26 protein-coding genes and 1 pseudogene are annotated in these 23,893 nt (G+C 58.0%); 18 read left to right on the top strand and 9 right to left on the bottom strand.

The genetic code is table 11. The features are described 5' to 3' along the window. The first annotated feature begins 111 nt into the window (after nt 1-111). Nucleotides 112-1,362, top strand: a complete 1,251-nt coding sequence (locus ACZ5A6_RS12450) for a cytochrome-c peroxidase (RefSeq protein WP_111790462.1) — start codon at nt 112-114, stop codon at nt 1,360-1,362. Here the strand turns inward: ACZ5A6_RS12450 and leuB are convergent. The 3 genes from leuB to ACZ5A6_RS12435 form a co-directional block, all read right to left on the bottom strand. Further along, entirely contained in the window at nt 1,343-2,455 is a 1,113-nt protein-coding gene (gene leuB, locus ACZ5A6_RS12445; RefSeq protein ID WP_464110950.1) for a 3-isopropylmalate dehydrogenase, read from the bottom strand. The genes ACZ5A6_RS12450 and leuB overlap by 20 nt on opposite strands. A gap of 225 nt (nt 2,456-2,680) precedes the next feature. Continuing rightward, nucleotides 2,681-3,286, bottom strand: a complete 606-nt coding sequence (gene leuD, locus ACZ5A6_RS12440; RefSeq protein WP_025594665.1) for a 3-isopropylmalate dehydratase small subunit — start codon at nt 3,284-3,286, stop codon at nt 2,681-2,683. Nucleotides 3,287-3,451: 165 nt separating this feature from the next. Then, entirely contained in the window at nt 3,452-3,682 is a 231-nt protein-coding gene (locus tag ACZ5A6_RS12435; protein ID WP_003516445.1) for a hypothetical protein, read from the bottom strand. A gap of 109 nt (nt 3,683-3,791) precedes the next feature. On the opposite strand from ACZ5A6_RS12435, the gene ACZ5A6_RS12430 reads away from it, so the two are divergent. Continuing rightward, a complete protein-coding gene (locus tag ACZ5A6_RS12430; RefSeq protein ID WP_174060556.1) occupies nt 3,792-4,733 on the top strand; it encodes an HpcH/HpaI aldolase/citrate lyase family protein in 942 nt (313 codons plus the stop codon). After that, nucleotides 4,699-4,905, top strand: coding sequence for a DUF1737 domain-containing protein (locus ACZ5A6_RS12425; RefSeq protein WP_019565981.1), 207 nt, complete (start codon nt 4,699-4,701; stop codon nt 4,903-4,905). The genes ACZ5A6_RS12430 and ACZ5A6_RS12425 overlap by 35 nt, the downstream gene beginning before the upstream one ends. A 673-nt stretch (nt 4,906-5,578) precedes the next feature. Here the strand turns inward: ACZ5A6_RS12425 and ACZ5A6_RS12420 are convergent. Next, nucleotides 5,579-6,019 (bottom strand): metallopeptidase family protein, encoded by a 441-nt coding sequence (locus ACZ5A6_RS12420; RefSeq protein WP_003516449.1) that lies wholly within the window; start codon nt 6,017-6,019, stop codon nt 5,579-5,581. 328 nt (nt 6,020-6,347) lie between these two features. On the opposite strand from ACZ5A6_RS12420, the gene rplU reads away from it, so the two are divergent. The 14 genes and pseudogenes from rplU (at nt 6,348) to ACZ5A6_RS12350 (ending at nt 18,529) form a co-directional block, all read left to right on the top strand. Then, the gene (gene rplU / locus ACZ5A6_RS12415) at nt 6,348-6,662 is read left to right on the top strand and encodes a 50S ribosomal protein L21 (protein WP_174060555.1); all 315 of its coding nucleotides are present in this window, start codon (nt 6,348-6,350) and stop codon (nt 6,660-6,662) included. 40 nt (nt 6,663-6,702) lie between these two features. Beyond that, nucleotides 6,703-6,972: a 50S ribosomal protein L27 gene (gene rpmA / locus ACZ5A6_RS12410; RefSeq protein WP_003492686.1), complete on the top strand. Its 270-nt coding sequence runs from the start codon at nt 6,703-6,705 to the stop codon at nt 6,970-6,972. A 131-nt stretch (nt 6,973-7,103) separates the two neighbouring features. Then, the gene (locus ACZ5A6_RS12405; RefSeq protein ID WP_003516453.1) at nt 7,104-7,736 is read left to right on the top strand and encodes a GNAT family N-acetyltransferase; all 633 of its coding nucleotides are present in this window, start codon (nt 7,104-7,106) and stop codon (nt 7,734-7,736) included. Further along, nucleotides 7,733-8,323: a GNAT family N-acetyltransferase gene (locus ACZ5A6_RS12400; protein ID WP_003516454.1), complete on the top strand. Its 591-nt coding sequence runs from the start codon at nt 7,733-7,735 to the stop codon at nt 8,321-8,323. Before ACZ5A6_RS12405 ends, ACZ5A6_RS12400 begins: the two co-directional genes overlap by 4 nt. A 168-nt stretch (nt 8,324-8,491) precedes the next feature. Next, a complete protein-coding gene (obgE, locus tag ACZ5A6_RS12395) occupies nt 8,492-9,559 on the top strand; it encodes a GTPase ObgE (RefSeq protein ID WP_003516456.1) in 1,068 nt (355 codons plus the stop codon). Then, entirely contained in the window at nt 9,556-10,725 is a 1,170-nt protein-coding gene (proB, locus tag ACZ5A6_RS12390; protein ID WP_003516458.1) for a glutamate 5-kinase, read from the top strand. Before obgE ends, proB begins: the two co-directional genes overlap by 4 nt. Further along, nucleotides 10,718-12,004 carry a glutamate-5-semialdehyde dehydrogenase gene (locus ACZ5A6_RS12385; RefSeq protein WP_174060554.1) on the top strand — a complete coding sequence of 429 codons (1,287 nt, stop codon included), beginning with the start codon at nt 10,718-10,720 and terminating at the stop codon, nt 12,002-12,004. Before proB ends, ACZ5A6_RS12385 begins: the two co-directional genes overlap by 8 nt. Before the next feature lie 42 nt (nt 12,005-12,046). Continuing rightward, nucleotides 12,047-12,631, top strand: a complete 585-nt coding sequence (locus ACZ5A6_RS12380; protein ID WP_075807713.1) for a nicotinate-nucleotide adenylyltransferase — start codon at nt 12,047-12,049, stop codon at nt 12,629-12,631. Nucleotides 12,632-12,725: 94 nt separating this feature from the next. After that, nucleotides 12,726-13,170 (top strand): annotated as a pseudogene (gene rsfS / locus ACZ5A6_RS12375) (ribosome silencing factor). Nucleotides 13,171-13,328: 158 nt separating this feature from the next. Continuing rightward, nucleotides 13,329-13,811, top strand: a complete 483-nt coding sequence (rlmH, locus tag ACZ5A6_RS12370; protein WP_174060553.1) for a 23S rRNA (pseudouridine(1915)-N(3))-methyltransferase RlmH — start codon at nt 13,329-13,331, stop codon at nt 13,809-13,811. 159 nt (nt 13,812-13,970) lie between these two features. Continuing rightward, a complete protein-coding gene (locus ACZ5A6_RS12365) occupies nt 13,971-15,377 on the top strand; it encodes a murein hydrolase activator EnvC family protein (RefSeq protein ID WP_035198824.1) in 1,407 nt (468 codons plus the stop codon). Then, a complete protein-coding gene (locus ACZ5A6_RS12360) occupies nt 15,367-16,692 on the top strand; it encodes a S41 family peptidase (protein WP_003516467.1) in 1,326 nt (441 codons plus the stop codon). Before ACZ5A6_RS12365 ends, ACZ5A6_RS12360 begins: the two co-directional genes overlap by 11 nt. Nucleotides 16,693-16,755: 63 nt before the next feature. Next, nucleotides 16,756-17,958: a divergent polysaccharide deacetylase family protein gene (locus tag ACZ5A6_RS12355; protein WP_174060552.1), complete on the top strand. Its 1,203-nt coding sequence runs from the start codon at nt 16,756-16,758 to the stop codon at nt 17,956-17,958. A 58-nt stretch (nt 17,959-18,016) separates the two neighbouring features. Continuing rightward, the gene (locus ACZ5A6_RS12350) at nt 18,017-18,529 is read left to right on the top strand and encodes an RNA pyrophosphohydrolase (protein ID WP_174060551.1); all 513 of its coding nucleotides are present in this window, start codon (nt 18,017-18,019) and stop codon (nt 18,527-18,529) included. Between the two features lie 48 nt (nt 18,530-18,577). Here the strand turns inward: ACZ5A6_RS12350 and bfr are convergent, their stop codons facing one another. From bfr to ACZ5A6_RS12330, 4 genes are all read right to left on the bottom strand, one after another. Then, nucleotides 18,578-19,063 carry a bacterioferritin gene (gene bfr, locus ACZ5A6_RS12345; RefSeq protein WP_003516472.1) on the bottom strand — a complete coding sequence of 162 codons (486 nt, stop codon included), beginning with the start codon at nt 19,061-19,063 and terminating at the stop codon, nt 18,578-18,580. Continuing rightward, on the bottom strand, nt 19,029-19,340 hold the full coding sequence (locus ACZ5A6_RS12340) for a (2Fe-2S)-binding protein (protein ID WP_013636971.1): 312 nt from the start codon (nt 19,338-19,340) through the stop codon (nt 19,029-19,031). The genes bfr and ACZ5A6_RS12340 overlap by 35 nt, the downstream gene beginning before the upstream one ends. 262 nt (nt 19,341-19,602) lie before the next feature. Continuing rightward, nucleotides 19,603-20,328 carry an acetoacetyl-CoA reductase gene (phbB, locus tag ACZ5A6_RS12335; protein ID WP_013636970.1) on the bottom strand — a complete coding sequence of 242 codons (726 nt, stop codon included), beginning with the start codon at nt 20,326-20,328 and terminating at the stop codon, nt 19,603-19,605. Nucleotides 20,329-20,455: 127 nt separating this feature from the next. Further along, nucleotides 20,456-21,634, bottom strand: a complete 1,179-nt coding sequence (locus ACZ5A6_RS12330; RefSeq protein WP_038492527.1) for an acetyl-CoA C-acetyltransferase — start codon at nt 21,632-21,634, stop codon at nt 20,456-20,458. A gap of 241 nt (nt 21,635-21,875) precedes the next feature. Here ACZ5A6_RS12330 and phaR point away from each other — a divergent pair, with 241 nt between their 5' ends. Next, a complete protein-coding gene (gene phaR, locus ACZ5A6_RS12325; protein ID WP_003516476.1) occupies nt 21,876-22,451 on the top strand; it encodes a polyhydroxyalkanoate synthesis repressor PhaR in 576 nt (191 codons plus the stop codon). 51 nt (nt 22,452-22,502) lie between these two features. Here phaR and ACZ5A6_RS12320 read toward each other — a convergent pair whose 3' ends face one another. Further along, a complete protein-coding gene (locus ACZ5A6_RS12320) occupies nt 22,503-23,879 on the bottom strand; it encodes an MFS transporter (protein WP_174060550.1) in 1,377 nt (458 codons plus the stop codon). Nucleotides 23,880-23,893 lie beyond the last annotated feature (14 nt).

Below are 23,893 nucleotides of genomic sequence, written 5' to 3'. Positions count from 1 at the left end.
CCGGATGCGGGGTTGCGTCAAAGTGGAGCGGGCTGAGAAAGTTTGTAGTCTGGTGCGATAGGTAAGTGCTATATAGCCACTGTCGTACCGAGTTTCCGAAACGCTATTTCAATGAAAAGACTGCGCCTATTCATTTCTGCCGCCCTTGCCGTGGCCATGATACCGGTTCCGCTCGAGATCGGTGCTGGTCAAATGCAGGCTCATGGCGGCGAAGATTATGCAACGCTTGAAAAACTCGGCGCGGCGCTGTTCGATGATGCCAATCTCTCCATGAACCGCACGATGGCGTGTTCCACCTGCCATATGCAGGCGGCGGGTTTTTCCGATGCGCGCGAGAGCGACAAGGTCGGCCGGGACGTCTCTCTCGGTGATGACGGGATTTCGCTGGGCGACCGCAATGCGCCGACTGCAGCCTATGCCCGGTTCACGCCGCCTTTCGGCAGGAACGCTGCGGGAGAGTATGTCGGTGGGCAATTCTGGGATGGTCGTGCCTCCCTGCTGGAAGACCAGGCGGGTGGACCACCGCTCAACCCGATCGAAATGGGCATGCCGGATAAAGCCTCTGTCGTCAAACGGCTCAAGGAAAATCCTGATTATGTTGCGGCGTTCGGCACACAGTTCGGCAGCGATGTTTTCCAGAGTGACGAAGGCGCCTTTGCTGCGATGACCAAGGCGCTGGCGAGCTTCGAGCGTTCCGATGAATTCTCCACCTTCGATTCCAGGTATGACCGTTTCCTGCGCGGCGAAGAAAAGCTAACCGATCAGGAGGAGCTGGGCCGGGTTCTGATCTCCTCGACACAGTTCACCAATTGCAATACCTGCCATGAAATCCGTGGCGCCAAGGGTTTGGAAGACGGCCTCTTCACCAACCACAAATATTTCAACATCGGTGTTCCGGCCAACACGTCGGTCAGGGCAGCCAACGGCTCCAAGCCGGATGCGGTCGATCTCGGATTGGCGCAAAATCCCGCCGTGGCCGGCGATCCGGCTCAGCGCGGCAAGTTCAAGGTGCCTACCCTTCGCAACGTCGCTGTCACTGGTCCCTACATGCACAATGGCGTGTTTAAGGATCTGCGCACGGTGGTGCTGTTTTACGTGAAATACAAAAGCAAGAAACCCAGCCGGCAGATCAACCCTGAAACGGGTAAAACCTGGGATGCGCCGGAAGTGCCTGATAACATCGCCATGACAGAGCTGACTTCCGCACCGGCGCTGGACGACAAGCGTGTGGACGCCATCGTCGCCTTTTTGAAGACGCTGACTGACAAAAGATATGAACATCTTTTGCCAAAGGAAGATGGGCAAGCGACCGTGCCGCCTGCCCAACCGGTTGCCGTCAGCGTTACGCCGAAAGCGCCTTGAATTCTGCGAGAACCGCGTCACCCATTTCGGAGGTGCTGACCTGACGGGAACCGTCGGACATGATGTCGGCGGTGCGGATGCCCTTGTCGAGCACGTTCGCAATTGCAGTTTCGAGCTTCGTTGCCTCATCGACCATATTGAACGAATAGCGCAGGCACATGGCGAAGGACGCGATCATGGCAATGGGGTTGGCGATGCCCTTGCCGGCAATGTCAGGTGCCGAACCGTGCACCGGCTCGTACATGGCCTTGCGCTTGCCGGTTTTGGCATCCGGTGCACCAAGCGATGCCGACGGCAGCATGCCGAGCGAGCCCGTCAGCATGGCGGCGACGTCGGAAAGCATGTCGCCGAAGAGGTTGTCGGTCACGATCACGTCAAACTGCTTGGGCTTGCGCACCAGCTGCATGCCGCCGGCATCGGCCAGCATATGCTCCAGCTGAACGTCCTTGTATTTCGCAGCGTGGGTTTCGGTGACAACCTGGTTCCACAAAACGCCAGATTTCATGACGTTGCGCTTCTCCATGGAGCAGACGCGGTTGTCGCGTGTGCGTGCCAGTTCGAAAGCCACGCTGGCGATGCGCTCGATCTCGAAGGTGTCGTAGATCTGCGTGTCGATACCGCGCTTCTGGCCGTTGCCGAGGTCGATGATCTGCTTGGGCTCGCCGAAATAGACACCGCCCGTCAGTTCGCGGACGATGAGGATATCGAGACCCTCTACCAGCTCCGGCTTCAGTGAGGAGGCTTCGGCAAGTGCCGGGTAGCAGATGGCGGGGCGCAGGTTGGCGAAAAGTTCGAGATCCTTGCGCAGGCGAAGCAGGCCGGCTTCCGGGCGGTGTTCGTAGGGAACGCCATCCCACTTCGGGCCGCCCACGGCGCCAAACAGGATCGCATCGGCGGCAAGGGCCTTTTCCATATCTGCGTCGGAAATCGCGACGCCATGGGCATCATAAGCGGAGCCGCCGACCAGACCTTCCTGCGTGGTGAAGCCGGCATTTTTCGCGCTGTTCATATAGTTGATCAGCTTGCGGACTTCGGCCATGGCCTCGGGGCCGATACCGTCACCGGGCAGAAGGAAAAGCGTGCGGACTGTCATGAGAACCCTCCTTGGGCGGCGCGCCGGAAACCATCATGAAGGGTTTTCGATTGCGGCGAGCGCGGCGTCAAACTCGTTTCCGTCCTGCCGCCTCACAAGTCACGTCGCCAGCCGAACGGGATCGGGGGCTTCTTATCCCCGCCTCAACGGCTTTTCAAGCAAAGCAAAAGCCGATCCGGTACGGTTTTGTACGGGATCGGCTTTTAAAAGAGGGTAGAAGTGCGGTCAGGCCCAGGGGCGGACCGAGGCATTTGCCTTTTCGAACGTGTCGATGGCGCCGGAATGCTCCAGTGTCAGGCCGATGTCGTCGAGGCCGTTCAGCATGCAATGGCGCTTGAATTCATCGATCTCGAAGGTGATCGTGCCGCCATCAGGGCCGCTGATTTCCTGACGTTCCAGATCGATGGACAGAACGGCGTTCGAGCCGCGCGAGGCGTCGTCCAGCAGCTTTTCGAGATTCTCGGGGCTGACGACGACAGGCAGGATGCCGTTCTTGAAACAGTTGTTATAAAAGATATCGGCGAAGCTGGTGGAGATCACGCAGCGGATGCCGAAATCGAGAAGCGCCCATGGTGCATGTTCGCGCGAAGAGCCGCAGCCAAAATTATCGCCCGCGACGAGGATCTGGGCGTTCTGGTAAGCGGGCTTGTTCAGCACAAAATCGGGATTGGGCGAGCCATCTTCGAGATAACGCGACTCGGCAAAAAGGCCGGTGCCAAGACCCGTGCGCTTGATGGTCTTAAGATAGTCTTTGGGAATGATCATATCGGTGTCGATATTGACGACCGGCATGGGCGCAGCAACGCCCGTCAGCTTGGTGAATTTTTCCATCTGTCGCTTCCCGTGTTTCCCTGGTCACAAAATCCGGCGTGGACTGACGCCCGCCGGATATTTTCTGTCGGGAAATACTGCAAAACGGATCGCTTTAGAAGCGCAAACCCGCATTCTTCGGTACGCCGCGTGCAGCGTTCTCGCATTTTGACCGGATTAACGATCTCAGAGATCGATGATCGTGCCTTTGCCGTCGTTCCAGACGCGCATATCGCGCTGGTTGCGGGGCTTGACCGGAATGGGTGCCGGCTTCATACGCGCCGAAAGCAGACGGGCAGCGCTGAGAACGGCGAGCACGCCGATAAAAGCGACCGTAAGCGAGGCGGTAAAAAGAGCCACCAAAGCCAGAAGTGCGATGCCGGATGCGGCAATGAAAAATGAACGGATGCCTTGCATGATTCAACCTTTCTTTCCAGACGAATGTGGGCCTTCTTCTTCCGGCTTGCAAGAGGATTCAGTGGATTGTCGTGTTGCAGATGTCACAAAAGCTTGACACAAGTGCGGCATGACTAATTTTTTCGAAAATATTCCTGTGAGACCGCGCCGTTCGCTGCTGTCGGTTCCGGCCATCAATGTCCGGGCGCTCGAAAAAATCCGCGATCTCGATTGCGATGGCGTGATCCTCGATCTGGAGGATTCCGTCGCGCCCGACATGAAGGACAAGGCTCGGGAAAATCTGGACAGGCTATTTTCTGACGCGCCTTTTGCCGGATGCGAGACCATTATTCGCATTAATCCGCTCTCTACGCCGGATGGGCAGGCGGATCTGAAGCTTGTGCTTTCCTGTCGGCCAGATGCGGTTTTGTTGCCCAAGGTGGAGCAGCCGGCCGATATTCATGAGGTTGCCGACCTTCTGGCGGAGGCGGATGCGCCGCAGGGTTTGAAAATCTGGGCGATGATCGAGACTCCGCTTGGTGTCTTGAATGCCGCGTCTATCGCCGACGCTGCCCATACGCCGGATGCGCGGCTTGCCGCCTTTGTCATCGGGCTCAATGATCTGCGCAAGGAAACACGGGTTCCGGCCCTGCCCGGCCGAACCTATCTTGTGCCGTGGATGATGCAGGTGGTGCTCGCCGCCCGCGCCTACGGGCTTGATGTCATCGACAGCGTTTCGAATGATTTTCGTGATCTCGCGGCTTTTGCCGGTGAATGCGAGCAGGGCCGCGCCATGGGCTTCGATGGCAAGATGCTGATCCACCCGGCCCAGATCGAGCCGGCCAATCGACACTTCGCTCCTGATGAGGCGATGGTCGCGGAAGCCAAGGAGATTATTGCCGCTTTCGTAAAACCCGAATCTGTGGAATTGAACGTCATCAACATGAACGGGCGAATGATCGAACGGCTGCATGTGGGGCAGGCCGAAAGGCTGGTCGCCATGGCCGGTATCATCGCACAACGAAAGGCAAAAAAACGTGAAGGTCTATCGTTTCATAACCGGTCCCGATGACGCAAAGTTCTGTCACCGGGTCACCGAAGCGCTGAACAAGGGATGGGAACTTGCCGGTTCACCCAGCTATGCCTTCAACGCCGCCAGCGGTATCATGCATTGCGGCCAGGCCGTGACCAAGGTGGTCGAGGGCAAGGAATACCATCCGGATATGAAGCTCGGCGAGCAATGATCCAAGTACAAATCGAGTGATTCGGATCTGCTTACCTGATTCGCTCGATTTTTTTGGCCTTTACTCGGTAAAATCGAATAGTAGGAGTTTTATTCACAGTCCCTACTCGGAATGTGCGTGAAAATAATAACTGCCTGTTTTTGAAAGACAAAATTCGCGACTTTTCAGTATCTACCAGATAAATTTATCACGGAACATAAAGTGAACGAATTGAGGATTTTATCCTGAGCTCGACTCAAAATATCGAGTCCGAACATATATTTACAAGCTAGAGACGATCTCTGAGCTGGCACGACAAAGCCGAGGTTGCACCCCCGGCTCCGTGTCGAAACCACAATACCTTGGACGGCTTGCGGATCAGCATACGCATTGAGCAAAATACGCTCTCAGACTCTTCTGTCAAGTTTGTCCAAGGCTGAAGCCTAAGAGGACAACCACATGCATCAACAGTCTTACAGATTGACCGAAAAAGACGCGATAGAGATTTGGCTGCGTTATTGGGGCGGCGAGTTTCAGCACCACATTGCAGCTTCTTACGGCGTAAACCCGGGGCGGGTAAATGAAGTAATTAAGCGCAAACGCCTGGTGGGTAGTGAGACGATCGCACTCTCAATGAGACGCGATCACTAGTAGCTTGAGGACCCGGTATCACAGTTTCTCGGTGCCGGGTTTCTCAGCGCTCCGCGGCGGCCTCGTCGGCGCTTTCTTCGATCCGCTCCATGTCGTCGTCCGACAGGCCGAAATGGTGGCCGATCTCGTGGATGAGGACATGGGTGATGATATCGCCCAGCGTTTCTTCGTTCTCGGCCCAGTAGTCGAGAATGGGGCGGCGATAAAGCGTGATGCGGTTCACCATCTCGCCGGTTTCCATGGTGAAACGTTCGGAGATACCGCGCCCCTCGAACAATCCTAACAGGTCGAACGGTGTTTCGAGCGCCATGTCCTCGAACACTTCGTCTGTCGGGAAATCCGAGATCTCGATGACGAGATCCTTGGTCAACGCACGGAATTCTTCTGGCAGGTGGCCATATGCCTCGATCGCAAGCGACTCGAAGGCGGAAAGTGTCGGCGCATGGCGGTCCCGCCAATCGTCGGTCTGGTCTATGCGGGCCATTTCTGCTCCTTGTTGAAGGCCCATATAAACACTTGCTGCGCAAATTTCGAGACCTGACTGCTTCGCTTGCCAAAAAAGCATGAAATTCTTGGCGTTAGAGTTACTTTTCAAACATCCGTCATCTTGACATAAACTGATGTCTCGCGTAATTCGCACCCAAATTGATGGCGTATTGCGCCTTCTGTTTATTCCGCCCCTCAAAGGCGGCTTCACCGGCAGACTTTCAAAAGGGCATTCAGTCCTGACGGATTTCCGCTACTCCGACTGATAAAAAGACGGCCAGCTTGCTTTGGCGGGCAGAGCCGGAACGAACATGAAAGGATAACAAATGTTCGCAGTCATCAAGACCGGCGGTAAGCAGTACCGCGTAGCGGCCGATGCCGTGCTGACCATCGAAAAGCTGGAAGCAGAGGCAGGCGCAACCGTAGAATTCACCGAAGTTCTCGTGATCGGCGAAGGCGCCGACGCTCAGTTCGGTGCTCCCTTTGTCAAGGGTGCCGTCGTCAAGGCTGAAGTTGTCGAGCACAATCGCGGCAAGAAGGTCATCGCCTTCAAGAAGCGTCGTCGTCAGAACTCCAAGCGTTCGCGCGGCCATCGTCAGCATCACACTGTCGTCCGCATCACGGACATCGTTGCTGCCTGATCGGCGCGACACGGGAAACAAGGTTTAAAGGAGAACTCCAATGGCACACAAAAAAGCTGGCGGTTCCTCGCGTAACGGTCGCGATTCCGAATCCAAGCGCCTTGGCGTAAAGAAGTTCGGCGGCGAAGCTGTCATTCCAGGCAACATTATTCTGCGTCAGCGCGGAACCCAGTGGCATCCGGGCGCCAACGTTGGCATCGGCAAGGACCACACGATTTTCGCACTGACCGCAGGTAACGTGAACTTCCGTACGAAGGCCAACGGCCGCGTATTCGTATCCGTGGCCCCGAAAGCGGAAGCCGCAGAATAAGCCGGTAAGCGTCATATGCAGCCGGTGTCCCATCGACCCGGCTGAGACGTATCAGGTTCAGTCAAGAAAACAGGGGAGATGGGGTACCACCCAACTCCCCTTTTTCTTTAACCCCCAGGAGGGACTGAACCATGCAAGCTGAATTGTTGAGGGTTGACCAATCACGGTCACCCGAAGAGCGGCCGAGGCCCGATCGGTCGAGGAGCGATTGCCCCGTTTTACTGTCGCAGAGGCTGGTTTTACGTAAGCCTCACGAAGAAGACATCGACGCCCTTGCCCATCTTGCCAACAATGCCAATATCGCGACCATGGTGTCGCGTATGCCGCACCCGTACACGGCCAAAGACGCCGCGGACTTCGTGCGACGCACCAATGCTGGCGAGATCGGCAAGTGCGTCTATGCGATTACCCGCATGGACAATGGCGAGTTTCTGGGTTGCTGCGCGCTTGAACCGCAGGAAGACGAAAAGACGCTGGAAATCGGTTACTGGCTGGGGGAACCCTACTGGAACCGGGGCTACATGACCGAAGCCACGCATGCGCTGATCGACATGGCCTTCCGCACGCGTGAAATCGACCAGATCGATGCCCGCTGCCGGGTCACCAACATCCCCTCGCGCCGGGTCATCCAGAAGTGCGGTTTCCAGTTCCAGGGCTCCGGCATGGTCGGTTCGCTGGCATTGGGTGGCATGGTACCGGTAGAATGGTACAGGCTGGACCGCAAGACCTGGGTTTCGCTGAAGAGCTGGGGGGACATGGGATGAGCACGATCGAGCTTACCCGTCACCGGGCAACTGCGACGGTCGCGCCGCCCGGCCCCTGCCCGGTCATCGAGACGTCGCGTCTGGTGCTGCGTCCGCAGCGGCTTTCCGATGCTGGCAGCATCGCGGAATCGCTTGGCGATTTTGCCGTGACCAGGATGCTGGCCCGTGTTCCCGCCCCGTATCATCGACAGGATGCGCTGGAATGGCTGGTCCTGCGCACTTCAGGCACCCTGCCCGATTGGGATTTCGCCATCACAAGCGGTGACGATACACTCATCGGCGTCGTCTCGGTCGAATTGCGGCACGGCGAGTGGCATCTCGGCTACTGGCTGAACCGGTTCTACTGGGGCAAGGGTTACATGACCGAGGCGGTGGCCGCCGTGGTCGAGCGGTTCTTCCGCCGCATGCCCGGTGTGGTTCTCCATTCCGGTGTGTTTGCGGATAATCCGGCTTCGCTGCGCGTGCAGGAAAAACTGGGCTTCCGGGTGACCGGCTGCCACCAGATTTACGCCACGGCGCGTGCTGCGATGGTGGCGCATATCGATACGGCGATCACGGCTGAGGATTTCGTTCCGCAGCACGGCTGACAATCAAAACAAGGCCGGTTGCCGCAAACCGGCCTTGTCTCACGCAGGCGCTTCCCGCACGATAGTCTTTGACCTTGTGGAGAAGCGCTTGTATTCGAAACGACGATATTTTTGTTTGGCACAACGCCTTGAGCTGATGTGCCCGCAAACCGACAGAACGGCAGTCCGATGAAATTTCTCGATGAAGCAAAAATCTATATCAAGTCCGGTGATGGCGGCGCGGGCGCCGTTTCCTTCCGGCGCGAAAAATTCATCGAGTTCGGCGGCCCTGATGGCGGCGATGGCGGACGCGGCGGCGACGTCTGGATCGAGGTGGTCAACGGTCTTAACACGCTGATCGACTTCCGCTTCCAGCAGCATTTCAAGGCCTCGATCGGACAGCACGGCATGGGCAAGACCCGCACCGGCGCCAAGGGTTCCGACGTGGTTCTGAAAGTGCCTGTGGGCACGCAGATTTTCGAGGAAGACAACGAGACGCTGATCGTCGACCTGACAAAGGAAGGCCAGCGTTTTCGTCTTGCCGCTGGCGGTAACGGCGGTTTCGGCAACGCCTATTTCAAGTCTTCGACCAATCAGGCGCCGACCCATGCCAATCCGGGCCTTGCTGGCGAAGAAAAGACGCTCTGGCTTCGCCTGAAGCTGATCGCTGACGCCGGTCTCGTTGGTCTGCCAAATGCAGGTAAGTCGACATTCCTCGCGACCGTGACGCGCGCGCGGCCGAAGATCGCCAATTATCCTTTCACGACGCTGCATCCGAACCTCGGCGTTGCGACCATCGACGGCCGTGAATTCGTGCTGGCCGATATTCCCGGCCTGATCGAAGGCGCGCATGAGGGTGTGGGCATCGGCGACCGTTTCCTTGGCCACGTAGAGCGCACCCGTGTGCTTCTGCATCTCGTCTCCGCGCAGGAAGAAAAGGTCGGGCAGGCCTATAAGACTGTCAAGGCCGAACTGGATGCCTATGGCGGCGGCTTGACCGACAAGCCGGAAATCGTGGCGCTGTCGCAAATCGACGTGCTGGACGAAAAAGAACTGAAAAAGAAGGCAAAGGAACTGGAAAAGGCCTGCGGCCGTCCTCCGCTCCTTCTGTCTGCCGCTGCCCACATTGGTATGACGGAGGCGCTGCGCGCCCTTCGCGATATCATCGTCTCGGCAAGCAATGGCGGCGAGACCGCCCTTCCCGACCGCTCAATGCCTGTGGATAGCGAGGCCGAGGAAGAGGACGATCGCCTATGAGCCTCACCCGCAAACCGCTGGGTAGCCACCACCGGATCGTCATCAAGATCGGTTCGGCACTTCTGGTGGACCGGAAAAGCGGGCTCAAGAAAGATTGGCTCGACGCCATTTGCGAGGACATCGCTGCGCTGAAGAAAAACGGCGCAGATGTTCAGGTGGTGTCTTCTGGCGCCATCGCGCTCGGCCGCACGGTGCTCGGTCTGCCCTCCGGCGCATTGAAGCTGGAGGAAAGCCAGGCAGCGGCGGCCGTTGGTCAGATCGCTCTGGCGCGGGCATGGTCGGAAAGCCTGTCGCGGCATGAGATCGTCGCTGGCCAGATTCTGCTCACGCTGTCCGACACCGAGGAGCGCCGCCGTTACCTCAATGCGCGCGCCACCATCAACCAGCTGCTGAAGATCGGTGCCATTCCGATCATCAATGAAAACGACACGGTGGCAACCACCGAAATCCGCTACGGCGACAATGACCGTCTGGCCGCCCGCGTGGCCACCATGACCGGTGCCGATCTTCTGGTATTGCTGTCTGATATTGACGGGCTTTACACGGCTCCGCCGCATCTTGATCCGGATGCGAAGTTCCTTGAGACGATTGCAGATATTACGCCCGAGATTGAGGCCATGGCAGGCGGTGCGGCTTCCGAGCTTTCACGCGGCGGCATGCGTACCAAGATCGATGCCGGCAAGATCGCGACCGCTGCCGGCTGCGGCATGATCATCGCTTCCGGCAAGACGCTCAATCCGTTGAAGGCCATCGAAAACGGCGCCCGCTCCTCGTGGTTTGCGCCATCAGGCACACCGGTGACGGCGCGAAAGACCTGGATTGCCGGTCAGTTGCAGCCGGCAGGTGAGATTCATGTGGATGCGGGTGCGGAAAAAGCGCTCTATGCCGGTAAAAGCCTGCTTCCGGCGGGCGTGCGGGTGGTGAAGGGCAATTTTGGACGCGGCGATGCGATTGCCATTATCGGCGTTGAAGGCCGAGAGGTCGCGCGCGGCCTTGCAGGCTACGATGCGGAAGAGGCGCGTCTTATCATCGGTCACAAGTCCAACGAGATCGAGGCGATACTTGGCTATGTCGGGCGTGCGGCGATGATCCACCGTGACGATCTGGTGATGACGGGTGCCGCCGTGAAAGTTAAAAATACTGAAAAGGATGAGGTCCATGCCTGAACAGGCCGTGAAGCAGAGCCATGATATTGATGCACTGATGATGACCATCGGTGCACAGGCAAAAGCTGCTTCGCGACCGTTGTCCATCGCAGGTACGGATCAGAAAAACCGTGCGCTTCTCGCCATGGCGTCCGCCATCGAGGCGTCGAGGGAAACGATCCTTGCCGCCAACAGGAAAGATCTGGCGGCGGCGGATAATAGCGGCCTTGCCGCTTCCTTCATCGACAGGCTTACGCTTGACGATGCGCGGATCGCCGGTATCGCCGAAGGCATCCGCTCGGTTGCCGCGCTGGCTGATCCGATTGGCGAAGTTATTGCCGCCTGGGATCGCCCGAACGGTCTGATGATCGAGCGCGTGCGCACGCCGCTTGGCGTCATCGGCGTGATTTACGAAAGCCGTCCGAATGTGACGGCAGATGCCGGCGCGCTCTGCCTCAAGGCGGGCAATTCGGTCATCCTGCGCGGCGGCTCGGATTCGCAACATTCATCGCGTGCTATCCATGCCTGCCTCGTCGAGGGCCTGAAGATTGCCGGCCTTCCCGAGCATGCCATTCAGCTGGTGCCGGTCACCGACCGCGCTGCCGTGGGCGCGCTTCTTGGTGGATTGAATGGCGCGGTTGACGTGATTGTGCCGCGCGGCGGCAAAAGCCTGGTTGCGCGGGTGCAGTCTGAGGCGCGGGTTCCGGTCTTTGCGCATCTGGAAGGTATTTGCCATATCTATGTCGACGGATCGGCCGATCTCGACATGGCGAAACGCATCGTCGTGAATGCGAAGATGCGCCGCACCGGCATTTGCGGCGCGGCGGAAACGCTGCTGGTGGATGCCGCTGTTGTTGCCACGCATCTTGAACCGCTCGTCAAGGGCCTGATCGAGGCCGGTTGTGAAGTACGCGGTTCGCAGGCCGTGCGTAATGTTGTCGAGGGCTTGAAAGCCGCAACGGAAGATGACTGGCGCACCGAATATCTCGATGCGATCATTTCGGTTGCTGTCGTGGACGGTATTTCCGGCGCGATCGAGCACATCAGCACCTATTCGTCCAACCACACGGAGGCGGTGATCGCCGAGGACCCAGCGGTGGTCGAGCGTTTCTTCAACGAACTCGATTCGGCCATTCTGCTGCATAACGCTTCCACGCAATTTGCCGATGGCGGTGAATTCGGAATGGGTGCGGAAATCGGCATCGCCACGGGCAAGATGCATGCACGCGGCCCGGTTGGTGTCGAGCAGCTCACGTCGTTCAAATACCGCGTGCATGGCACCGGTCAGACGCGGACCTGATAGTTGCTGGTCGAAACACGCCTCGACAGACGTTATCTCACCATGCCGCATGCGGAGCGCGGCATGGTCGTCGGGCTGTTTGGCGGCTCCTTCAATCCGCCGCATGCCGGCCATGCCCTTGTTGCCGAAATAGCGCTTCGCAGGCTGGGTCTAGACCAGCTCTGGTGGATGGTGACGCCAGGCAATCCGCTGAAAAGCCGCTCGGAACTGGCGTCTCTGGAGGATCGTATCGCTGCCTGCGAAAGGCTGGTCAGCGATCCCCGCATCAAGGTGACGGCTTTTGAAAAATCGCTGGGGATCAGCTACACGGCCAATACGCTTGCCAAGGTGAAAGCAAAAAATCCGCATGTTCGCTTCATCTGGATCATGGGAGCCGACAATCTGAAAAGCTTCCATCGCTGGCAACAATGGCGAAGGATTGCCGAGACCTTTCCGATTGCGGTGATCGACCGGCCGGGTTCCACCCTCTCCTACCTCTCCTCCACCATGGCGCAGGCCTATAGCCAGGCGCGGATCGATGAGGATGATGCGGGTGTTTTGTGGAAAAAAAAGGCGCCTGCCTGGGTCTTTATCCATGGTCCGCGTTCCACGCTCAGTTCGACGGCGCTCCGCAATAATCACAAATGATGTATGCGACAGCCGTTGAAGGCTCCATATCTTGAAAAGTTAATGCTTTGGTGCCACCTTAATCTGGTGACGCACAGATTCGCGTCGCCAGTGCCTGTTTTGTCATTCTTGGAAAGGGAAAACCTCTGACAACAGTACACGCCAAGGGAAGAGCATTTGTTGCTATCCCGAAGGGTCAGGACAGTGGCGCCGATGCCGCCGACCACGCCCTCGAAACCGTCCTCGCGAGCCTCGAGGACTCCAAGGCTGAAGATATCGTATCTCTCGACATTGCCGGCAAATCGGCGCTTGCGGACTACATGGTGGTGGTCTCCGGGCGATCGAACAGGCATGTCTCGGCGATCTGCGAGCATCTTCTCAAGGATATGAAGGATGAAGGGTTTGGAAGCGCCCGCGTCGAAGGTCTGGAGACCGGAGATTGGGTGCTGATCGATACCGGCGATATCATCGTTCATGTGTTCCGTCCGGAAATCCGTGTCTTCTACAACATTGAAAAAATGTGGGCGACGCCGGAAATGCCGGAAGACACGCTGCATTGATGCGGTGAGCCTTTGACGTCGCACATCGGGCCTCCCGAATATCATTTTTGATTTCGGGTCGATGTGTGTGGTCGGAAAGAAAGCCGGCCGCATAGGAATCCGTAGGGTATGCTGTTAAGAGCGTGACCCTGTTGGGTCACGATGGATGCAGGTTTGCGATGCGGATTTCGATTTTTGCGGTGGGACGGCTGAAATCCGGCCCAGAAAAGGATCTTGCGACCCGTTATATCGAACGCCTTGCCAAGACCGGCCCGACGATCGGGCTGGAGTTTTCGCGCGTGATCGAGGTCGCGGAAAGCCGGGCATCGAACGCGGAGACGCGCAAGCGCGAAGAAGCGGCAATGCTGGAAAAACATCTGGCTGATGGTACCGTGCTCGTGCTGCTGGACGAGCGCGGCAAGGCGCTGGATAGCCCGGCCTTTGCCTCATTTTTTGGCGATCTGCGTGATAGCGGCAAGCGCGACCTCGTGATAGCGATTGGTGGCGCCGACGGCCTAGATCCTGCACTTTACGACAGAGCGGCGGCCGTTCTTAATCTCGGCAAGCTCACATGGCCGCACCAGATCGTTCGTATTCTGATCGCCGAACAGCTTTACCGCGCCGTCACCATCCTCTCCGGTCATCCCTATCATCGCGTTTGAGCGTGATCTTCATGTGGAAAATTGTCTCAATTTCAACATGAAGCTTCGCGAGACGGAAAGGCGTGAAGGCTTTGAAGCCAGCCTGTTTCTGGCCTCTTGGAAGATTGGGGCAAAATCCCTAATATCGGCGCTCCTGCTTCGGCATCAAAGAAAGTTCAAATGGACAAGAGGTCTCAACGAAAACGCCACGCTGCCCTTGCGGGCGCGGTTTTCGCTGTCCTTGTCCTGGGGATTTCCCCCGTTGAACGCGCCTTTTCGCGCGATGATGCGGGTGCCGCGCCTGCTGGTGAGGGTGATACGTCGCCGGAGGCGCTTCAGACGCTGGAAAAGCGCCGTGATCAGAACCGCCAGGATTTGGAAGAGCTGGTCGACAGCATCGGACTTTCGGAAGACAAGACCCGAAATCTCGAAGAAAGCATTGCTTCCCTTAATCAGGATAGCGCCCGTATCCGCGACGAGCTGATAGCATCGGCTGCGCGCCGCAAGGCGCTGGAAACCAAGATCAGCGATGGCGAGGATCGTCTGGCCAAGCTTTCGGTCCGCGAAGATGGCGTCAAGGCATCACTGCGCGAGAGGCGTGGTGTGCTGGCGGAGGTTCTGGCGGCGCTGCAGCGTATGGGCAGAAACCCTCCCCCCGCCCTTCTCGTTTCGCCTGATGATGCGCTGGCTTCGGTGCGCAGCGCCATTCTTCTCGGTGCTGTCGTTCCCGGCATTCGCGGTGAGACCGACAAGCTGGTTTCTGCTCTCAAAGAATTGACCGACGTCAGGCAGGCAATCGCTCGCGAAAAGGACGATCTTACGGGTATGATGACGGCAAGTCTGGAAGAGGAAAAACGCCTCGACCTGCTGCTTGCTGAAAACGACCGCAGAAATTCGCAGACGGCCGCGGCGCTGGAGGCGGAACGCAAGCGATCCGAGGAGCTTGCAAGCAAGGCGACCAGCCTCGAGGGTCTGGTCGGTTCGCTTGAAAGTGAGATCAGCTCGGTGCGGGAAGCTATGGAAAGGGCGCGTGCGGAAGAGCAGCGCGTGGCCCGTCTTTCCGAAGCGGAACGTGAGAAGGAGCGTGCCGCAGCCGAGGCGGGAATGCCCGATAAAAACCGTATTGCGCCCGCATATCCCTTCGCGAGTTTGAAGGCAAAGCTGGACCTGCCGGTGGCTGGAGATGTGTTGCGCCGGTTCGGCGATGCGGATGGTACGGGCCACTTTTCCAAGGGAATTGTCGTCGCGACCGGGCCCGAGGCCATCGTGACGGCACCCGCAGACGGCTTTGTTGTATTTGCCGGAGATTTTCGCAGTTACGGCCGAATGATCATCCTCAATACGGGTGACGGATACCATGTGGTCATGACGGGAATGGACAATGTGAGGACACGACAGGGAATGTTTGTGTTCTCCGGAGAGCCAATCGCCTCCATGGGTGCAAAAAGAGTAGCGAGTGCAGCAGCATTGGCGCTGGAAACCGACCGGCCAACGCTCTACATTGAGTTCAGGAAAGATGGTGTGCCGGTTGATTCCCAACCTTGGTGGACCGCAAAAAATACCGGAAGGGCGCACAATGATTCGTAAGGTTTCGCTTCTCCTTATCGGTGGGCTTATGGGCGCCACGGCGATGAGTGTGATTTATTCGGCGAGCATGCCGGCACAGGCGGCCGGGCCTTCGACCTATAAGGAACTGTCAATCTTTGGCGACGTGTTCGAACGTGTGCGTGCGCAATATGTGACGCCGCCGGATGACGAGAAGCTGGTCGAAAATGCCATCAACGGCATGCTCAGCTCGCTTGATCCGCATTCGAGCTTCATGAATGCCAAGGACGCCAACGACATGCGCACCCAGACCAAGGGTGAGTTCGGCGGTCTCGGCATCGAAGTGACCATGGAAAATGAACTGGTCAAAGTCATCTCGCCGATGGACGACACGCCGGCTTCGCGCGCAGGCATTCTTGCCGGCGACTATATTTCGGAAATCGACGGTACGCCGGTTCGCGGTCTGAAGCTGGAGCAGGCGGTCGAGAAGATGCGCGGCGCGGTCAAGACGCCGATCAAGCTGACGATCATCCGCCAGGGCGCCGATAAACCGCTCGAATTCACCGTCATGCGTGATGTCATTGCCGTACGCGCGGTCAAGTCCCGTGTCGAGGGCGATGTCGGTTATCTCCGCGTCATCTCATTTACCGAGAAGACCTATGACGATCTCGAAAAGGCGATCAAGAAGATCAAGACGGATGTGCCGGCTGACAAGCTGAAGGGCTACGTGCTCGATCTGCGTCTCAACCCCGGTGGTCTGCTCGATCAGGCGATCAATGTTTCCGACGCCTTCCTCCAGCGTGGCGAAGTCGTTTCGACCCGTGGCCGTAACCCGGACGAGACCCGTCGCTTCAATGCAACGGCTGGCGATCTGACCGATGGCAAGCCGGTTATCGTGCTCATCAACGGTGGCTCTGCTTCGGCGTCTGAAATCGTCGCCGGTGCGCTGCAGGACCTGCGCCGCGCGACTGTGGTCGGCACGCGCTCCTTCGGCAAGGGTTCGGTCCAGACGATCATCCCGCTCGGCGAGGCCGGCGCGCTGCGTCTGACCACGGCGCTTTATTACACGCCGTCTGGCAAATCGATCCAGGGCACGGGCATTACGCCTGATATCAAGGTCGAACAGCCGCTGCCGCCGGAATTGCAGGGCCGTGTCACGACCGAAGGTGAATCCAGCCTGACCGGCCATATCAAGGGCCAGAGCGAAACGGACGAAGGTTCGGGTTCTTCCGCTTACGTTCCGCCGGAAGCCAAGGACGATATCCAGCTGAATTATGCGCTGGATCTGTTGCGCGGTGCCAAGACCGATCCGTCGTTCCCGCCGAACCCGGACAAGGCTGTGGTCAACAAGCAGTAAGATGGATGCGCCGGCCAGCCGGCGCATTTTCTCGATTGCCTAACCGTTTGGACGGATCGTTCATTGCCTTCTGACCTGCGAAAACCGCTTCTGGGTCGACAGAAAAAAAGCGCCGGTATCAACCGGCGCTTTTCCGTCATTATGGTTCTGTCCGCGCTTGCAGTTCTGACGATCGGCGGGCTTTCCGTCTATACGGCCCTGTCGCCCGGCAATCTGCAGAAGACGGCTTCCGGGCCGGACACCCAGCCCCAGCTCCCTGAAGATGCTCCGAAAACAGCAGCAGCCGATGATGTGGCGGATCCTAACGACACGGCCGGTCTGAAGGCGGAAAGCGGCCGATCCGGCGCGAATATAAATCGGGCGACGATGCCGGATGGCAATGTGGTATCGGTCTATTCTCCTCGCCCCCGTGACAGCGACGGACCGGTGCTGATGAGCGGCCAGACCTACGGTCAGGATCCGCGCATGGCCACGCGGCCCAATGATGCATTGCTGGAAGAAACCGCATTCGGCAGATTGCCCGTCGTCGGTGCCGATGGTTTGCGGCCGATGGAGCAATATGCCCGGCCGTGGTCCGGCGCACGCGGCACCCGGGTGGCGATCGTGGTCGGTGGTCTCGGCCTCAGCCAGACGGGTTCGCAAAAGGCGATCCGGGAACTGCCGCCGGAGGTGACGCTCGGTTTTGCTGCAAGCGGCAACAGCCTGCAGCGCTGGCTGCAGGAAGCACGCCGTGAGGGGCATGAAATCCTTCTCCAGATACCGCTGGAGCCCTTCGGGTATCCCGGCACCAATCCCGGCCCGGACACGCTGCTGGCGGGCGATCCCGCGAAGGTCAATATCGACCGGCTGCATCGCTCCATGGCGAAAATTACCAATTATACTGGCATCATGAATTATCTCGGCGGGCGTTTCCTTTCCGAGCAGGCGGCGCTGGAGCCAGTCATGCGCGATATCGGCAAGCGCGGGCTGCTTTTTCTGGACGATGCCTCTTCGGCGCAGTCGCTGAGCGGCGGGATTGCCAAAGCCATTTCCGCGCCGCAGGGCTTTGCCGATGTTCTGCTTGACGGTGAGGTCACCGAAGCCACTATCCTGCGCAAGCTGGACGAATTGGAGCGGATCGCGCGACGTAACGGTCAGGCGATCGGCGTTGCCTCGGCTTTTGACGAAAGCATCGCTGCAATCTCGAAGTGGTCGCGGGAGGCGGGCGGCCGCGGTATCGAGATCGTTGGTGTTTCTGCGCTTGTTTCGCAGCAGGCGGGGCAGTAAACCTTCTGCGCGGCCATTCCTTAGCGCCTTTTCGGCGCGCAGACAGTGCGGGTTTCCAATGACAATCAAAGCAGAAGATTTGCCTTACCGTCCCTGTGCGGGGATTATGGTTCTGAACGCCGAAGGCCTTGTCTGGGCCGGCCGGCGCATCAGGGAAGGCAATTCGGAATATGACGGTTCACCGCAATTGTGGCAGATGCCGCAGGGCGGCATCGATGACGGTGAACGGCCTTTGACGGCCGCCATTCGCGAACTTTACGAAGAGACGGGGATGAAAACGGTGACGTTGCTGGCGGAAGCGAGCGACTGGATCCATTATGATCTGCCGTCCGAACTGATCGGCATCGGCCTGAGAGGCAAGTATCGGGGGCAGGCGCAACGCTGGTTTGCCTTCCGTTTCGATGGCGACGAAAGCGAAATCCAGATCGACCCACCTCCAACAGGGCATACGGCTGAATTCGACGCCTGGGACTGGAAGCCGATGGAAAGCCTGCCGGAGCTCATCGTGCCCTTCAAGCGCGCGGTCTACGAGAAAGTGGTTGCGGAATTCCGGCACCTTGCCGGCAAGTAATAAAAAAGGCGGCCACTGGCCGCCTTTTCTTTGGTCGATTGCGAGAGCTTATTCTGCTTCGTTGGCGGAATCGGCGTTGAGTTGGCCGTATTTTTCCGCACCGATCTTGCCGAGCAGTTCGAGCTGGGTCTCAAGGAAGTCGATGTGACCTTCCTCGTCGATCAGCAGTGCTTCGAACAGCTTCATCGAGACATAGTCTCCGGCCTCGGAACAGATGTCGCGCGATTTCTTGTAGGACGTCCGTGCGTCATATTCGCCCGCCAGATCGGCTTCGAGCACTTCCTTGACGTTCTGACCGATGCGCAGGGGAGCCAGGGTCTGGAGGTTGGGATGGCCTTCCAGGAAAATGATACGATCGATGATCTTGTCGGCGTGCTGCATCTCTTCGATGGATTCCGCACGCTCCTTCTTTGCAAGCTTGGTGTAGCCCCAGTCATTCAGAAGTCGGTAGTGAAGCCAATACTGGTTTACCGCACCGAGTTCTAGAAAAAGGGCTTCATTAAGCCGCTCGATGACTCTTGTGTCGCCTTTCAATGTCCGCTCTCCTGTTCTCTTCATGGAATCGCTTCAAGCGGGACATAAAATCAAAAACATCTGCTTCCGTCGAGTGGCGACGGGCGTGATATTCTTCGGTTGTCTGTATGATCAGGTCGACGACAGTTGGGAAACAGCCGCAGCAGCGGCCACGTTTTTCCATGGCATGATACACTTTTGCCGGAACGATAAGCTGCCAACAGTCCTCATCGAGGAGCTCGTTAATGACGTCCCGGATATCGTGGTCGGTGATGTAATTGCAGCTGCAAACCAGCATGATCGACTGCCTGTATGACGCAACACGTTGTTTTCGTTCTTAAACCAAAACAGGACACCCACTGTCAAGAAAAACCTCCGAGGATATCCGAAAGTGAACTCTGGATTCATTCTAAACTATACGAAAACTGTCGTATTTTCATTAGTTTAGCAGTTCCTATATTGCGGTATTTTTCGATCAAGTTTTTGTGCGTGGCGATATTATCAGGGCGGAAATCACGAAAAGTTTACCTGCTTCCTTCCCGTTAGAAGGGGTGCCGATCTCAGGCGAAATATTGCCCGCCATTTGCGGTCATCGTGGAGCCGGTTATGAAACCCGCCTCGTCCGACACGAGAAACAGGACGCAGCGCGCGATTTCTTCCGGTTCGCCCAGGCGCCCGACCGGGATTTGCGGCACAATCCGCTCGGCTAGCACTTTCTCCGGTATAGCCCTCACCATCTCCGTGCCGATGTAACCGGGGCAGATGGCGTTGACGGTAATGTTGCGGCTTGCGCCTTCCTGGGCGAGCGCCTTGGTGAAGCCGATATCGCCAGCCTTTGAGGCGGAATAGTTGACTTGGCCAGCCTGGCCCTTCTGGCCATTGATGGAGGAAATATTGACGATGCGACCGAAGCCGCGGTCGCGCATACCCGGCCAGACGGGATGCGTCATGTTGAAGACGCCGGTGAGGTTGGTGTCGATCACCTCGCGCCATTGCTGCGGTGTCATCTTGTGAAACATCGCATCGCGGGTGATGCCGGCATTGTTGACGAGAACCTCGACGGGGCCGAAGGCCTCTTCAACCTGGGCTATGCCTTTCACGCAGGCATCATAGTCTCGCACGTCCCATTGAAACGCGGGGATGCCGGTTTCTTTCTGGAAGGCCTCTGCCCTATCGGTCGTGAAGGCGTAATTGACGGCCACCTGGTAGCCGGCTGCCTGCAAGGCGCGGGCTATTGCTGCGCCTATGCCGCTTGTCCCGCCCGAAATCAACGCAACCCGGCTCATATGGCCTCCATTTCCTGAACTGTTTTAGCCGTGCTCAAGGGCCACAGAAATGCGGCCAATGGGAGACCGCTTCTACCCTATTGGCCGCTGAACCGGAATTGCTTTTTGGAAGGCCGCACGGCGGTTTTCAGAGCGCCTCGATGCACATGGCAACACCCATGCCGCCGCCGATGCAGAGCGTCGCGAGCCCCTTCGATACGTTGCGGCGACGCATCTCGAAAATCAGCGTGTTCAGCACACGGGCGCCGGATGCGCCAATCGGATGGCCGATGGCAATCGCACCGCCATTGACGTTGACGATATCAGGATCAAGACCAAGCTCACGCACGACAGCGCAGGACTGTGCGGCAAAGGCTTCGTTGGCCTCAACGAGGCCGATATCGCCGATCGACCAGCCTGCCTTGGCCAGCGCCTTGCGTGAGGCGGGGATGGGGCCGGTTCCCATGATCTGCGGATCGACACCCGCCGTCGCCCAGGAGGCGATGCGCGCCAGCGGTTTGATACCGCGCTTTGCCGCTTCCTGCTCCGACATCAGAAGTGTGGCAGCCGCGCCATCATTGAGGCCGGAGGCGTTGCCGGCCGTTACCGTGCCCTCCTTGTCGAAGGCGGGGCGCAGCTTTGCCATGGTTTCCAGCGAGACGCCGGTACGGATATGTTCGTCAGCATCGATGATGATATCTGCCTTGCGGCCCTTGACCGAGAAAGCCACGATCTCATCTGCAAAACGGCCGGCGCTCTGCGCGGCTTCGGCCTTGTTTTGCGATGCGACAGCGAACTGGTCCTGTTCATCACGGGAAAGCTGCCATTGCCGGGCGATGTTCTCGGCGGTTATGCCCATGTGGTAGCCGTAAAAGGCATCCGTCAGGCCGTCTTTCAGCATGGTGTCGATCATCTTGAAATCGCCCATCTTCACGCCACCGCGCAAATGGGCGCAATGGGGCGCCATGGACATGGATTCCTGCCCGCCGGCAATGATGATGGCCGCGTCGCCGGTAACGATCTGCTGCATGCCGAGTGCGACAGCGCGCAGGCCGGAACCGCATAGCTGATTGATGCCGAAGGCGGTTGCTTCCTGCGGAATGCCGGCTTTCATTGCCGCCTGCCGCGCCGGGTTCTGCCCTTCGCCTGCCGTCAACACCTGACCAAGGATGACCTCATCGATCTCATGGGCTGCGACACCGGCGCGCTCCAGGACGGCGTTGATGACGGTTGCCCCAAGTTCGTGGGCGGGCGTATTGGCAAAGCCACCATTGAAAGAACCGACGGCAGTGCGCGCAGCGCTGGCAATCACGATTGAAGGCGTCATCTGTTTCTCCTCACTTGCGGGCGGAGACTGGCAAAGCTTTGAATACAAGTCAAATGCCGAAAGTTGCTTTAAAAGATGTTGCTAAATCAAGCCGGAATCTTGCGGAAAATTGCTGCGCAAAAAACAAACTGTTGCGATGCACAAAACATTTGTCACGGGGCTTGTTTTGCGCATACACTTCGCGCGGGAAGAGCAATAACACCAAAAAACAAGAAAATACCATCATCGCGAGGAGGCGGGCATGGCAAAACACGACGGCGAAACAATCATTAAAAAATATGCCAACCGGCGGCTCTACAACACCGGAACCAGCACCTATGTGACGCTGGATGATCTGGCGCAGATGGTTAAACGCGGCGAGGACTTCAAGGTTCAGGACGCCAAATCATCCGAAGACATCACCCATGCGGTTCTGACGCAGATCATTGTTGAACAGGAAGCCAAAACCGGCAATACGCTTTTGCCAACGGCGTTTCTGCGGCAGTTGATCTCCTATTACGGTGACCAGATGCAGATGGTCGTTCCGACATTTCTCGAACATTCGATGAAAACCTTCTCCGATCAGCAGAGCCAGATGCAGGAGCATATGGCCAAGGCGTTCGGTGACGGGTCGCTTGCCCGGAATTTCCAGGCTCCACTGCAAATGATGGAAGAGCAGATCCGCCGCAATACGGAACTGTTCCGGCAGGCAATGCAGGGGTTCACGCCTTTTGCAATGCCGCAGGCGCCCAAGGAAACGCGCAAGCCGAATGCATCCGAAATCGATGAGCTGAAGTCGCAGCTGCGCGCATTGCAGCAAAAACTCGATCAGCTATGAAGGAGGCTTGAGCATTTCGGGTGAGACCCCTCAAATGCTCTCTCCGGTTCTTCAGTTTGCCGCCCGTTCCGGGACGCGCAGCAACAGAACAAACCCCAACCCCAGAAAAACGATGAGAGTGGCCATGCCGATATGTGCAGAGCCACTGAGGTAGGTTGCTATTGAAAAGGACAGCGTCGCCATGAAGCTGGTGGCGCGGCCCGATAGCGCATAGATGCCGAAATAGCGTCCCGCCTCGGCAATGGTGATGTTGCGCGCCAGATAGGAACGCGACGAGGCCTGAACGGGACCGAAGGCGAGGCCAATCAATATGCCATAGAGCAGATAGGCCTTTTCCGCGCCGGTTGCGAAGATGCCGCCATTGTCCGCTGTCGACAATTGGATCCAGCCAAACAGTGTTGAGCCCTTTTCTGTCGAGACGATGCCGACCGTCGCGATGAGCAGAAGAACCAGGCTAATGAGGATGGTGATCCGCGAGCCAAGTTTCTGATCGACGCGCCCGGCCGCAAAGCAACCCACGATGGCGACAACGTTGAGCAGGATGCCGAAGAGGCCGATTTCCATCGTCGCCCAGCCGAACATTCCCGCCGCAAATACGCCACCCAGAATGAGCACGCCGTTGACGCCGTCCTGATAAAGCATACGTGCAATCAGGAACCGCAACAGGACGGGTCTGTCTCGAAGTTCGCGCAGAGTGGTCTTGAGCTCCGCAAGACCAGAGCGGATCGCCGCTCCGAAGGGTAGGCCTCTGTCCGCATCCGGGGTCAGCAGAAACATCGGCAGAATGAAGAGCAAATACCAGATTGCGGCTATCGGGCCGGTTATTCTGGCGTCCTCGCCGGTTGCGGGATCGAGACCGAAAAGCGGCTTGATACCGGCGATAGTCAGCCCTGTCTGTGGATTTGCGGCCAGAAGCGTCACCACGGCAATCAGCACCACCATGCCGCCGAGATAACCGAGCCCCCAGGCGAGATTGGAAATGCGTCCGACATTCTGCGGATTGGTCAGTCGCGGCATCATGGAATCGTTGAAGACGATCGAAAACTCCGCCGCGATGGATGCGAATATCATGCAGACGATGGGCAGGATGATCGGCGAACCCGGTGCTGCAAACCAGAGGAATAAAAGACTGACGATCTTGATGGCGGCAAAAAAGGCGATCCACGGTTTGCGCGCGCCGGATTGGTCGGCAATGGAGCCGAGAATGGGGGAGAAGAGGGCGATGATGATCGAGGAGACCGTCGCCATGTTGCTCCATGTCGCCTGCGCAGAAATAGGATCATCGGTGAGGCGGGCGACAAAGTAGGGTCCGAAAACGAAGGTCGTAACGACCGTGAAAAAGGGCTGTGCCGCCCAATCGAACATGACCCAGCCCCAGATGCCGCGTTTGGCAACCACTGTTTCCGCATTTGGGGAGGGGACAGTCATTCATCGTCCTATCG

It is taken from the genome of Agrobacterium sp. 6Ca8 (assembly GCF_055382765.1).
The sequence above is the reverse complement of the archived record's forward strand: the minus strand, read 5'-3'. Positions and strand labels throughout refer to the sequence as shown.